At 59.2% G+C, this 13001-nt stretch carries 13 protein-coding genes; 7 read left to right on the forward strand and 6 right to left on the reverse strand.

Annotation, left to right across the window (positions count from 1 at the left end):
* Positions 1–430: 430 nt before the first annotated feature.
* Positions 431–868 (reverse strand): hypothetical protein, encoded by a 438-nt coding sequence (locus AWM79_RS22340; RefSeq protein WP_017134139.1) that lies wholly within the window; start codon positions 866–868, stop codon positions 431–433.
* A 107-nt stretch (positions 869–975) separates the two neighbouring features.
* On the opposite strand from AWM79_RS22340, the gene AWM79_RS22345 reads away from it, so the two are divergent.
* Positions 976–1416 carry a universal stress protein gene (locus AWM79_RS22345; protein WP_017134140.1) on the forward strand — a complete coding sequence of 147 codons (441 nt, stop codon included), beginning with the start codon at positions 976–978 and terminating at the stop codon, positions 1414–1416.
* A gap of 51 nt (positions 1417–1467) precedes the next feature.
* Here AWM79_RS22345 and AWM79_RS22350 read toward each other — a convergent pair whose 3' ends face one another.
* Positions 1468–3387, reverse strand: coding sequence for an ATP-binding cassette domain-containing protein (locus AWM79_RS22350; protein ID WP_060783801.1), 1920 nt, complete (start codon positions 3385–3387; stop codon positions 1468–1470).
* A 211-nt stretch (positions 3388–3598) separates the two neighbouring features.
* Between AWM79_RS22350 and AWM79_RS22355 the strand changes: the two genes are divergently transcribed.
* Positions 3599–5527, forward strand: a complete 1929-nt coding sequence (locus tag AWM79_RS22355) for a transglycosylase SLT domain-containing protein (RefSeq protein ID WP_017134142.1) — start codon at positions 3599–3601, stop codon at positions 5525–5527.
* 43 nt (positions 5528–5570) lie between these two features.
* On the opposite strand, the gene AWM79_RS22360 is transcribed toward AWM79_RS22355, so the two are convergent.
* Both AWM79_RS22360 and AWM79_RS22365 read right to left on the reverse strand, forming a co-directional pair.
* A complete protein-coding gene (locus AWM79_RS22360; protein ID WP_060783802.1) occupies positions 5571–6380 on the reverse strand; it encodes an MOSC domain-containing protein in 810 nt (269 codons plus the stop codon).
* A gap of 108 nt (positions 6381–6488) precedes the next feature.
* Positions 6489–7418, reverse strand: coding sequence for a chemotaxis protein CheV (locus AWM79_RS22365; RefSeq protein ID WP_017134144.1), 930 nt, complete (start codon positions 7416–7418; stop codon positions 6489–6491).
* Between the two features lie 262 nt (positions 7419–7680).
* Between AWM79_RS22365 and AWM79_RS22370 the strand changes: the two genes are divergently transcribed.
* The 4 genes from AWM79_RS22370 to AWM79_RS22385 all read left to right on the forward strand — a co-directional run bounded on the left by AWM79_RS22370 (position 7681) and on the right by AWM79_RS22385 (position 10493).
* Positions 7681–8004, forward strand: a complete 324-nt coding sequence (locus AWM79_RS22370; protein ID WP_143063226.1) for a hypothetical protein — start codon at positions 7681–7683, stop codon at positions 8002–8004.
* On the forward strand, positions 7991–8455 hold the full coding sequence (locus tag AWM79_RS22375) for a hypothetical protein (protein ID WP_017134146.1): 465 nt from the start codon (positions 7991–7993) through the stop codon (positions 8453–8455). Before AWM79_RS22370 ends, AWM79_RS22375 begins: the two co-directional genes overlap by 14 nt.
* Positions 8456–8940: 485 nt before the next feature.
* Complete coding sequence (locus AWM79_RS22380) at positions 8941–9837, forward strand: sensor histidine kinase (RefSeq protein WP_060783803.1); 897 nt, start codon at positions 8941–8943, stop codon at positions 9835–9837.
* On the forward strand, positions 9834–10493 hold the full coding sequence (locus AWM79_RS22385) for a response regulator (protein WP_017134148.1): 660 nt from the start codon (positions 9834–9836) through the stop codon (positions 10491–10493). The genes AWM79_RS22380 and AWM79_RS22385 overlap by 4 nt, the downstream gene beginning before the upstream one ends.
* Here the strand turns inward: AWM79_RS22385 and yegS are convergent.
* Positions 10477–11376, reverse strand: a complete 900-nt coding sequence (yegS, locus tag AWM79_RS22390; protein WP_060783804.1) for a lipid kinase YegS — start codon at positions 11374–11376, stop codon at positions 10477–10479. The two genes, AWM79_RS22385 and yegS, sit on opposite strands and share 17 nt — an antisense overlap.
* Positions 11377–11873: 497 nt before the next feature.
* Here yegS and AWM79_RS26015 point away from each other — a divergent pair, with 497 nt between their 5' ends.
* Entirely contained in the window at positions 11874–12068 is a 195-nt protein-coding gene (locus AWM79_RS26015) for a hypothetical protein (protein WP_017134150.1), read from the forward strand.
* Between the two features lie 29 nt (positions 12069–12097).
* Here the strand turns inward: AWM79_RS26015 and recR are convergent, their stop codons facing one another.
* On the reverse strand, positions 12098–12700 hold the full coding sequence (gene recR / locus AWM79_RS22400) for a recombination mediator RecR (RefSeq protein ID WP_017134151.1): 603 nt from the start codon (positions 12698–12700) through the stop codon (positions 12098–12100).
* Between the last annotated feature and the right edge of the window lie 301 nt (positions 12701–13001).

Here is a 13001-nt window from a genome sequence, read left to right on the forward strand (position 1 = left end):
GATAGTCGGGATTCTGTAAGAGTTGTCTGATCAGACAAACGCTCAATTCATACGCCCGTTTGATTTGGGTGTAAACACGATCACGGAATTCGAGACAATTGTCAATTGTCGAAAACACTCCCTAAAAATGCGATTTTCCAGTCACTTTCAAGGCCGACGAGTACGCCAGCAGCGGGCCTGATGACGTCTCATTCACGGAAACAATACCCCACCAAGCGACCAGATCAGGCAACGATAAGGGAATAAACCTACCAGATCCCAAGAAACAGCTTGGTAGAAAATAGGGCATTTTTTATGAAGCCGAAGCATAAGCCTCGCCACACTGCTTGGTCAGCCTGCTTGACCTACCCAGACTCATATAGCCTGTCGGGTCGTAATTTGACTGTTTTCCCGTCGCGATGCCAGCGCCATTGCGGCTCGCTTACTTGCCTCAGGCCAGCGCCTTGAGTACAGCTGCGATGTCCTGTAATACCAGCACCTCACCGCGCTCACCCCAGTACAACGCGATCATCTGCTTGTCTGCCTCGACCTTGAACACATTGGCCGGCAATGTCCTGAAATGAACCAGCAAGGCATCATCTACCAGCACCTCGCGCCATCGGTTGACCCAAACCCCAGGCTCAGTCTGCCAGTAGCTCCAACACGCCGGGTCCTGACCACGGCGGGGCCGGTGGTATTGGGCACACGGACTGGGTGGTTCCTGTGTCAGCCAGTGCGGCCACTCCTGGGGCGCCAGTTGCATGCCCAGGCCGATGCGGCGTGCCTCCATACGCAGGGCCATCTGGCCGCTCTGGCGGCGCGAAGGACGCAACCAGGCCAGAGGGCTGAGAACTACCGCCAGGATTGACACCACTATCCAGACCGTCATATTTCTACTCCCCGAACATTATTCATGAGCCATTGGGTCGCCGCTGAACCAATCCGCATGAAACGAGCCATACTTAAAGCAATTGCGATCCTCAGGAGGTGCCTTCCATGCCCTACCACCACATTCTCGTTGCCGTCGACTTGACGGAAGAATGCGACCCGGTCATTCATCGCGCACGCGAACTGTCGGTCAGCAACAGCGCCAAATTGTCCCTGGTGCATATCGTCGAGCCCATGGCCATGGCCTTCGGCGGCGATGTGCCGATGGACCTGTCCCAATTGCAGCAGCAACAGTTCGATCAGGCCAAGGAGCGCCTGGAGCGGCTGATCCTCAAGTATCCCGAGCTGTCGCAAGATACCAGTCACCTGACCTACGGCCAGCCCCGCCAGGAAATTCATCACCTGGCCAAGGAACAGGCCTGCGACCTGATCGTGGTCGGCAGTCACGGCCGCCACGGGCTGGCCTTGCTGCTCGGATCTACCGCCAATGACGTGCTACACGGCGCTCCGTGTGACGTTCTCGCGGTCCGCCTGCAGAGCAAGAGCTGATCATCAAAAAAGCCCGGCATGAAGCCGGGCTTTTGCTTGCCAGTCGATCAATCAGGCATCCAACTCTGCCCAACGCTCCACCATCAGGTCCAGTTCAGCCTGGAGTTTTTCCAGCCGGGCAATCACTGCTGCCGTTTCAGTCGCAGGGCGCTGATAGAAACCCGTCTCGGCCATTTCGGCCTCGACAGCGGCAATCTCCTGCTCCTTGGCGTCGATCTCGCTCGGCAGGGCTTCCAGCTCGCGCTGCAGCTTGTAACTGAGCTTCTTTTTCGCTGCCGGAGCTTCGGCCACGGCCGCCACCGGCGCCGCGGGTGCGCTCACCACCGCCGAATTCAGCTCGGCCTTGCCCGACTTGTTCTCGGTCACGCCCAACAGCCGGGGCGAGCCGCCCTGGCGCAACCAGTCCTGATAACCACCGACGTATTCACGAACCTTGCCTTCGCCTTCGAAGACCAAGGTGCTGGTCACTACGTTATCGAGGAATGCCCGGTCGTGGCTGACCATCAACACGGTGCCCTGGAAGGTCAACAGCACCTCCTCCAGCAGCTCGAGGGTTTCCACATCGAGGTCATTGGTCGGTTCATCGAGCACCAGCAGATTCGCCGGTTTGCTGAACAGCTTGGCCAGCAGCAAACGCGCACGCTCGCCACCGGACAAAGCCTTGACCGGCGTTCGCGCACGCTGCGGACTGAACAGGAAGTCACCGAGGTAGCTGAGCACATGACGGCTCTGGCCATCGATATCGATAAAGTCGCGACCTTCGGCGACGTTATCGATCACGGTCTTTTCCAGGTCCAGTTGATGACGCAACTGATCGAAGTAGGCCACGTCGATACGGGTGCCCTCTTCCACTTTGCCGCTAGTCGGCACCAGCCCGCTGAGCATTAGCTTCAACAGCGTCGTCTTGCCGGTACCGTTGGCCCCCAGCAGGCCAATCCGGTCGCCGCGCTGCAGGACCATGGAGAAATCCTTGATCAAGAACGGGCCGCCTGGGTGGGCAAAGCTGACGTTGTCGAGGACCATGACCTGTTTGCCGGATTTGTCGGCGGTTTCCAGTTGGATATTCGCCTTACCGGTGCGCTCGCGACGCTCACTGCGCTCTACGCGCAGGGCCTTCAACGCCCGCACGCGGCCTTCGTTACGGGTACGCCGGGCCTTGATGCCCTGGCGAATCCAGACTTCTTCCTGGGCCAGGCGCTTGTCGAACAATGCGTTGGCAGTTTCTTCAGCGGCCAGGGACGCTTCCTTGTGCACGAGGAAGCTGGCGTAGTCGCCATTCCAGTCGATCAGGCCGCCACGATCCAGCTCAAGGATGCGGGTCGCCAGGTTTTGCAGGAAAGAACGGTCGTGGGTAATAAACAGCACAGCGCCCTGGAAATCCTTCAGGGCCTCTTCCAACCAGGCAATCGCACCGATGTCCAAGTGGTTGGTCGGCTCATCGAGCAGCAGCAAGTCCGGCTCGGACACCAGCGCCTGGGCCAGCAGCACGCGACGACGCCAGCCGCCGGACAACTCAGCGAGGGTCTTGTCGGCGGGCAACTGCAGGCGACTCAGGGTGCTGTCGACCAGTTGCTGCAAACGCCAGCCGTCACGAGCCTCAAGGTCGTGCTGGACATGCATCAGTTTGTCCAGATCGGCATCGGTGACAATGTTCTGGCTCAGATGGTGATATTGCGCGAGCAACTCACCGACGCCATCCAGGCCCTCGGCCACGACATCGAACACGGTTCGCCCGTCGGCCACCGGCAGCTCTTGCGGCAATTCGCCGATCTTGAGTCCGGGCGCACGCCAGACGGAGCCGTCATCGGGCTTCTGATCGCCCTTGACCAGCTTCAGCATGCTGGATTTGCCTGTGCCATTGCGACCGATGATGCACACCCGCTCACCACGGGCGATCTGCCAGGACACCTTGTCCAACAACGGCATGGCGCCGAAAGCAAGGGACACATCGCTGAATTTGAGCAGGGTCATGAGCTTCTCCAAAAACCGGGCGCGTATTCTACCTGAGTTGGGCTATGAGGCGGCCGCGATTTTTGCCAATGAGCCGAGCAAGATGACAATTAGTATCAAGTTGCGTACAGCGCCCGGCAAAACTTTCGCCCGTCGCCGGCAAAAGGCTAAGCTACCCGACAATCCGTGTCGGCCTTGTCGCCACTTACCCGTTTTTTTGCTCGGAAGTCTCATGCGCAGCCGTCTTTTCAACTTTTTATCGTGCCTGCTTCTTTCCACCTGCGCCGTTCAAGCAGCCCAGGCTGTCGATCTCGCTCAGCAACGCCAACTCTACGACGAGGCCAAGCGCGCCCTGGCCAAGGGCGACTCAGGCCCTTACTTGCGCTATCAGGACACCCTGCGCAGCTACCCGCTTGAACCGTACCTAGCCTACGACGAACTGACCGCCCGGCTGAAAACCGCCAGCAACGCCGAGATCGAGAAATTTCTCGCCGAACACGGCGATCTGCCCCAGGCCAACTGGATGAAACTGCGTTGGTTGCGCTGGCTCGCCGAGCGTGGCGACTGGGGGCCCTTCGCCAAATATTACGACCCGAAACTGAATTTCACCGAACTGGACTGCCTCAATGGCCAATACCAGCTCATTCACAACCTGCGCGCCGAAGGCTACGCCACGGCACAAAAGCTCTGGTTGACCGGCAAGACCCAGCCAACCGCCTGTGATGCGCTGTTCGACCGCTGGGCGACGGAAGGCCAGTTGACCGAACAAAAACGCTGGCAGCGCCTCAAGCTGGCCGCCGAAGCCCGCAACTACACGCTGGCCACCGCCCTGATGAAGGGCCTGGGCACCCTCGGCGCGCAGGGTCAATTGATGATCGAGGTGGCGCAAAAACCCGACCTGCTCAGCCAACCCTCGCGCTTCCTGCCAGCCGATGACGCCATGTCCGACGTGGTCGGCCTCGGCCTGCGCCGCCTCGCCCGCCAGGATCCGGACAAGGCCATGGCGCTGCTCGACGGTTATGCCGCCAGCATGCACTTCTCCCGTGACGAAAAGGTTTCGATCGCCCGCGAGATCGGCCTGACCCTGGCGCGCCGCTATGACAGTCGCGCCCTCGATATCATGACCCAGTACGACCCGGAGCGGCGCGACAATACCGTCACCGAATGGCGCTTGCGCCTGCTGTTGCGCCTGGGCCGCTGGGAAGATGTCTACCAGTTGACCCGCAAGCTGCCTCAGGACCTGGCCGAGACCAATCGCTGGCGTTACTGGCAGGCCCGTAGCCTGGAGCTGGCGCAACCGCAGAATCCGCAGGCGCTGGTGCTGCTCAAAAATGTCGCCCGTGAGCGTGACTTCTACGGCTTCCTCGCCGCCGATCGCGCGCAGACGCCCTACCAGTTGACCAATCGCCCGCTAGTGCTCAGCCCGCAATTAATCAATAAAGTCCGCAATACACCGGGCGTGCGGCGGGCATTGGAGCTGCATGATCGCGGCCAGATTGTCGACGGTCGACGCGAGTGGTATCACGTCAGCCGGATGTTCAACCGTGACGAAATGGTTGCCCAGGCCAAATTGGCCTACGATCTGAAGTGGTACTTTCCCGCGATTCGCACTATCAGCCAGGCCCAGTATTGGGATGATCTGGATATCCGCTTCCCGATGGCTCACCGCGATACGCTAGTGCGCGAAGCCAAGCTACGCGGCCTGCATTCGAGCTGGGTGTTTGCTATTACCCGCCAGGAAAGTGCCTTCATGGATGACGCCCGCTCCAGCGCCGGCGCCACTGGCCTGATGCAACTGATGCCCGGCACCGCCAAGGAAACCGCGCGCAAGTTCAGCATCCCGCTGGCGTCCCCCCAGCAGGTGCTGGATCCGGACAAGAACGTCCAACTGGGTGCGGCCTATTTGAGCCAGGTCCACGGCCAGTTCAACGGTAACCGCGTGCTCGCCACCGCCGCCTACAACGCCGGCCCGGGCCGGGTCAGGCAATGGCTCAGGGGTGCCAACCACCTGAGTTTCGACGTCTGGGTGGAAAGCATTCCGTTCGATGAAACCCGCCAATACGTGCAGAACGTGCTGTCGTACTCGGTGATCTACGGCCAGAAACTCAACGCACCGCAGCCGCTGGTCGATTGGAACGAGCGTTATTTCGACGATCAATAAGGTTACTCATGCGCGCCGGCTGGCCGGCGCCTACCCTTTTGCGTCATGACTCAAGAACGGTAACCGGCATACCCACCTCAAGCCGCCCCTGGCCGTCATTGACCAGGTTTTGCCCGAACATCACATCCCCACCTTGTTCTCGATAGGTCTTGAGAGTCGTCAACGGTTCCCGGTCAACGCTACGCACCCCGGATTGCGGGTCGATCGTGGTCAGGATGCAGCGTGAGCAAGGCTTGATCACACGAAAATCGATGTCGCCGATACGAATACGCTTCCACTGGTCCTCGATAAACGCCGAGCCGCCCTCGATCACCAGGTTGGGACGAAAACGCAGCATCTCCAGAGGTCGTCCGACTTTGCGGGAAAGATCCTCCAGCGAGGCCTGGCCAATCAGCAACAACGGGAAACCATCGGCAAACGCCACACGGTCATCCTCCTTGCCATAACCCGCCTGGGTGGTCCGCGCCCGTTCCGGCGGCATATGGACCAGGCGCACCGGCCTGCCGATAAACTCGCTGAGCCAAGCCGCGGCTTCATCACCGGCATCGGGCACCCGCAAGGTATCGCTCCAGAGGGTCACCCCGCGTAACGACTGGTCTGCCGAGGGTAATGCCACCTCCAGCGCCAAACGCCCCGGTGCACTCAAGGTCAGGCCGCCCGCGGCATTCCACAAGGCGGACAACTGGCTCATGCCGGCCACGGCTCGTTGAGTCAGGAAGCGTCCGCTGGCTTCATCCACCACCATCCAGCGCCGATCCCCGCTCAACCCCAACTCGTCGAGCGAGCTGTGCTGCCGGCGTTCGCCCCTGCCGGACTTCAGCGGGTAACGGTACAGCGCGCTCAAACGCAACATGTCCAACTCCTGGAGAGGTAAAACAGTGATTCTACAGGAGGGTGAATCACCGTCACACAAACGTGCCCTGAGGTTCGGCTGGCCGGCACGCCTTGCAGACGCAGGGGATCAGCTCTTATCCAGCAACAAACGCTGGCGCACTACATCCACCAGCTTGTCCGGCTGGAACTTGGAAAGGAAGTTGTCGCAACCGACCTTCTTCACCATGGCATCGTTGAAGCTGCCGGACAGCGAGGTATGCAACACCACATAAAGACCGCGCAAGCGTGGGTCGTTGCGAATTTCGGTGGTCAGGCGATAACCGTCCATCTCTGGCATTTCCGCATCGGTGAAGACCATCAGCAACTTGTCGGTCATCACCGTCCCGGAATCGGCCCAGCCCTTGAGCATGTTCAACGCCTTCAATCCATCGCCGGCGATATGCATCTTCACCCCCAGTTGGCCCAGGGTATCGCGTAACTGCGACAAGGCCACGTTGGAGTCATCGACCAGCAACACCTCCCGCCCGCGCGCGCGCTCCATCAACGGATCGTCGAGTTTTTCACGGGACACCTTGGCGTTGTAGGGGACGATTTCAGCCAGGACTTTCTCGACATCGATGATTTCCACCAACTGATCGTCGACCTTGCTGATGGCAGTCAGGTAGTGCTGGCGACCCGCGCTGGTCGGCGGCGGTAGGATTGCCTCCCAGTTCATGTTGACGATGCGATCCACACCACCGACCAGGAATGCCTGCACCGAACGGTTGTATTCGGTCACGATAATGGTGCTGTTGGGACCTGGCACCAGAGGACGCATGCCAATCGCCTGGGACAGGTCGATCACCGGCAGGGTCTGGCCCCGCAAGTTGACCACACCGCAGACAAACGGATGGCGCTGGGGCATCAAGGTCAGCTTGGGCAGTTGCAGTACCTCCTGAACCTTGAACACGTTGATCGCGAACAACTGCCGACCGGCCAGGCGAAACATGAGAATCTCCAGACGATTCTCACCCACCAGTTGCGTGCGTTGGTCTACCGTGTCGAGAATGCCGGCCATCAATCACTCCTGGGGCGCTGATAAAAAAAGCTACATTGCGCGAGTTATCGGCTGGAGCTGTCAAAGCTTGACCGCCCACCCCAATGCCATGCAAAGCAGTTGATACCATATTGATATCATGCTTCACTGAATTCACCGCCAGAATTCGACACCCGCCCCAGGCGCGCGACCATCAATTATGCTTTTTGTTCCCCTCTATAGGGGAATCCCCTAGCAACAATCAGGCATGACCTGATATTCGCAATATTCAATAGCTATTAATGTGACGCTATTCTCATTGCATGAATGGAGTCAGGCTTTTGCTTTCGATCGCGAGACGATGGCCGGAAAGCCGGGAAAAAGCCTCATAGATTTTGCTGAGGCGCTCTGCAATGGCTATTTCGAAGGATCTTTGCAACCGCAGGGGATCATCTTCTTAAAAATGAGCGCACGGCCCAAAAATGTCGCGCAATGCACCAAGGCCGAAACAATCGGAAACAGACTACAGACATCCTCTGTTGGCGACATTAACTTAACACCGTTCGCCAAGCGCGACGTTCTATCGCCTGCCGATATTTTCATGGAGATAAAGCATGCTGAACGGTAAAGAGTGGCAGATAAGCCTGCCTGAATTCCTCGTCGAGGCCGAGACTTTGCAAGCGAAAATGCAAGAGTGCTGCCTGCATCTGGGCCTGATCCGCAACGACCGGGATGCAATCGATTGCCTACTCGCTACGCTGCACAAGCTGGCCGGACGCGCCGATGTGCTCGGCGTGCGTTGTATGGCCGAGTTTTCCCGGCATATCCACAGTGTGCTAAGCCACGCTCCCGAGCAACTCAACCTGCACAGCGCTGCCTTGCAGGCCCTACAGGACTGCTTGACCTTGTTAGCGTGGCAGCTCGAATTGATCGATCCCTATAGTGGTCAGTTGAGCCTCGACGACAGCGAGCAGGCTGCACTGGTCGCGACCCTGGCGTCACAGACCAACATGTCCGAAACCGTGTTTAACGAGCCAAAAACCTTCACACTGATCACTTTTCCCGGACAATCCGCTTGAATAGCAGCATCTTCGCCCATGCATTTACATGCGCTGTTTTCAATAGTTAAGCGCGCCTTACCCCTGCCTCATAGTCAAAACCGACACAACCAACTAATTAACCAATTTCCGGGTTTCAGACCGGGCTTTTTATTAGCCAAAAAACAACTAGTAAAGTGTCGCAAGTTCACAATTAACCAGACTGCGGTCAGCGGCTTCCCGAGCCTTGCAGAACCATTGCGCAAAAAATGCTGACCATCCGGACATATATCCTTGAGGAGGACCAATCTTAAACAAAGTGCTATTATGCTGTCCGTTCACTTATGTGCTTGACTACAAAATGATTTCACCTCGATTGGTCATGGCACCAGCATTGTCTTGACGAGCTAACCTATACATCGCAGAACTTTATGTATAGGTATTGAACCGTAACCGTTTTTCAAACAGAGTCCCGCCGGTGACAGCGTGGGGCTCTCCGTAGCGAACATTCATTGGCTCCACACGCTATGTACGCCAGCCTCAAGTCATTAAAGCCTTGGCTTTCCTCTCGCAAAAATGCCCGCCGGCTGACCGTATTGCTATGCCTTGCCTCGGCCGTGACGAGCTTGTCGGTCTATCTGAGCTGTTCGAGCCTACCGCGAAGCCTGTTGCTGCCAATGCTCAATCTGGCCGCGCTGATCAGCGTCTGGATACAGCATCGGGGGTCGCGGGCATCGATCAATTTTCAACCCCAGGAACTCGCCGATCGCCTGCTGGAAGTGCAAGAAAACGAGCGCCACCGCCTCAGCCGCGAACTGCACGACGATATCGGCCAACTACTGACGGCCGCCAAGCTGCAAACCCAATGGCTGCTGGGGCACTTGCCGGAGACGTTGCGTAACCATTGTGCCGATCTGAGCAACATCCTGGATGAAACCCTGACCAAGGTGCGGGACGTTTCGGCGATTCTCAATCCACGCCAGTTGGCCAGCCTCGGACTCGAAGCCAGTCTGCGTGCCCACCTGCTCAAGACCCTGGGCAATACCACGGTGAACTGGAGCCTGGAATGCCAGCAACGGCTGACCGGGTTGTCAGAGGAAATGGCCGTGACTGCCTTTCGCCTGGCCCAGGAAGCCGTTACAAATATGTTGCGCCATGCTCAGGCCGACAATCTGCTGATACGCCTCAAGCGCCTGCCCGAAGGTCTGTCGATACACATCGCCGACGATGGTCTGGGTTTTTCGCCGGTGGCCAATCCGAGCGAGCAAGGGCAGCGCGGCATGGCCGGTATGGCGGAGCGTGTCGAACAGCTAGGCGGTACATTGACAATCACCAGCGGACCCGGCAAGGGCACGCAAATCGACGCCCTACTTCCTTGGGCTCCACGAGCCCTCGAACGAGCCAGTACGAATAAAGTTTTATGACCTGCAACTTACTTCTTGTGGATGATCACTCACTGATCAGGGCCGGTGTGCGTGCCCTGGTGCTGGACATCCCGGGCTACGCCGTCATCGGCGAAGCCAGTGACGGCGCCCAGTTGCTCGAAGCCGTCGAGCGCCTGAACCCGGATATCATCCTGCTCGACCTGTCCATGCGCGATACTGGCGGCCTGGACGCCTTGCGCCAGCTCCAGGCGGCCCGCCCTCACAGCAAGGTGCTGATTCTATCGATGCACACCGACCCGCAATTGATCATGCAGGCTCTGGAGATCGGCGCCCGTGGCTACCTGCTCAAGGACACCACCGCCACCGAACTGGCCCAGGCCCTGGAAGCCTTGCGCAACGACGAGCGCTACCTCAGCCCGGCGGTCGCCCACACGGTGATCAATCGGGCCCTGACCCAGGTCCAGCGTCACTCGCCGATGGAGGCCGCCACCTACAACCTGACCGGGCGCCAGCTGGAAATCCTCCGACTGATCGTGCGCGGCAAATCGACTCGGGAAATCGCCAACGGCCTGGGCCTGAGCATCAAGACCGTGGAGGCCCATCGTTCGCAGATCATGAAACGCCTGCAGATTTTCGACATCGCCGGGCTGGTACTGTTCGCCGTCCGCGAGCGAATCATCAGCCTCGACGACTGAGCAGCGGCGAATCCGTCGGCAAGTGCAGCCGCAGTGCCCCGGCACGCGCCTCGAAACGCAGGCACTCGCTCTCCAGGGGTTCACCGTCGAGGTTCAGGTACAAGCCTTCGGCGACCTTGATCTCGACCCAGGGGAGGCGGGCTCGGACAAACAGGTTGTCGAGCCCCCACCCATCGCTCATCAATTGGCGCAAGGTGCCCACCACCTCCTGGGGCGCCGGCAGGATACTGATATCGAGCAAGCCATCGTCGGCCAGCGCCTCGGGGCACAACAGGTGCCCGCCCCCCGCCTGACGTCCATTGCCGATCCCCAATGCCAATAATTCCCCTCGCCAATGGAAATCCGGCCCCTGCAACTCGCCGTAGGCGGCATGCAGCTCGCTGAAGCGTGACAGACCGGTAAACAGGTAGGCCGCACCACCAACGATTTTCTTCAGTTCCTCCGAGGTATTGGCCGTCACCTGGCTACCGAAACCGCCGGTGGCCATGTTCAGGAACAACTGCCCGCCAACCGCCCCCAGGTCGATCGCCGCGGCAGGCACCTCCAACAATTGCAAGGCCAGGGCTGGCTCCAGCGGCACTCCGGCGGCACGGGCAAAGTCATTGGCGGTGCCCAACGGCATCAGCACCAAACTCGCCTCGCTGTGCGCCAATGCCATGGCCTCGGCGACCTCACGACAAGTGCCGTCGCCACCGCCGGCGATCAACTGCCGATAACCCATGTCCAACGCTTCAGCCACCAGGCGCCGGGCATCCCCGGCCTCCCAGGTGACGCGCACGGCCAATTCCCAACCGTCTCGTCGCTTGCCCTCAACCGCCGACCGCACTTCTTCGTTGAAGGCCTGCTTGCCATGCAGAATCAGCAATGCCTTGCGCTCGTTCATCAGCGGTTTCTCCTGTGTCGATGAGCCTGAAGAATGTGGACCACGGCCAGCCGCAAAGGAGCTGGCGCCCCAGGATTTATTTCACCGTCCTCCCCCAAAAAAATAAATCCAACCGCAGCGGCCGTTCAACCGACTGACTGCCGGCACTGGGCTCACCCTGACCCTGGTAGATAGCTTGTATAGACGCTACGCCGACAGCCCGAGCCTGATTCAGCGGGCATGTCGGGCGCCGGCGACTTTTCCCATAAACATCAGCGAATCGCCTTAATTGACCGGAAAGCGAAATGGCGCGATTTTCCACGGTGTCTTTTATCAGGGCGATGGTGCCCGGAACATCAACCAGCGAGGATGTAAACCACATGGAAGTTGAGCTACAACACTGCGTGACACCCTGCCTGAATCCTGCCTCCCGATGGTCGGGCAATCATGAGGCGATGCAGCAATCTCCGTCACCCAGTGGTCCCACCAAGACCGGCGACCCGTCTCGAGGCGACACCATGGAACCACGAATCACCGAACTGGAAACCCACCTGGAGTACATCCACCGCGACCTCGGCGAAGTCCGCGGCGATGTGAAGTCGATCAAGGCCCGACTTGCCTATATCGCTGGCGGTACAACGGTCCTGGGTATGCTGCTGAGCTGGCTCGCCAACCACCGACTGGATCAGATACTGCGTTTGCTGGCTCCCTGAAGAGCTTGTCCGATCGCCCCTTCCTGCCTTCAAAGCGTGATAGGTTTGCGTCCCGCGAACGAATGCGCCAGCGTACCGCCGTCGACCAGTTCCAACTCGCCGCCCAGGGGAACACCATGAGCGATACGCGAGGTGATCAACCCCTTGTTGGAGAGCAACTGTGCGATGTAGTGCGCCGTAGCTTCGCCTTCGACCGTCGGGTTGGTGGCAAGGATGATCTCGGTGAAGCTGCCTTGTTCTTCGATACGCACCAACAACTGCGGAATACCGATGGCTTCCGGCCCAAGGCCATCGAGCGGCGACAGATGTCCCTTGAGCACGAAGTAACGACCGCGATAACCGGTCTGCTCCACCGCGTAAACATCCATCGGTCCTTCGACCACACACAGTAAGGTGTCGTCGCGCCGGGGATCGGCACACTGTGGGCACAGGTCGTCTTCGGTCAAGGTCCGGCACCGGCGGCAATGCCCGACTCCGTCCATGGCCTGGCCCAATGCCTGTGCCAGGCGCGCGCCACCGCTACGGTCGCGCTCGAGCAGCTGCAAAGCCATGCGCTGGGCAGTTTTCTGACCGACACCGGGCAAAACCCGAAAGGCATCGATCAACTGGCGAATCAGGGGGCTGAAACTCATGGGAGAAGGTCCGACAAAACTGCGAGAGGCGGTTTATACCCGTGGCTCCGGCCAGCGTCAAATGCTCAGACCCAAGCCTGGGAAACAACAATGCCAGGCACCGAGCCTAGTGGCCTGTACGGTGAGTTCGTTAACTCAAATTCGGATGCCAGAAGTTCACGGCCAAGGCGCTGTGACGAGTCATAGCCGGGCTATGGCGAGGAACAGCAGCGCCGGTCAGGGACTTCCGGCGCCGAAATTGACTCATAGAACTCACCACACCGGCACTAGCATTGCGTGAGCACAAAATACCTCAGAACGG

Source organism: Pseudomonas agarici (genome assembly GCF_001543125.1).
In the GTDB taxonomy this organism is placed as follows: domain Bacteria; phylum Pseudomonadota; class Gammaproteobacteria; order Pseudomonadales; family Pseudomonadaceae; genus Aquipseudomonas; species Aquipseudomonas agarici.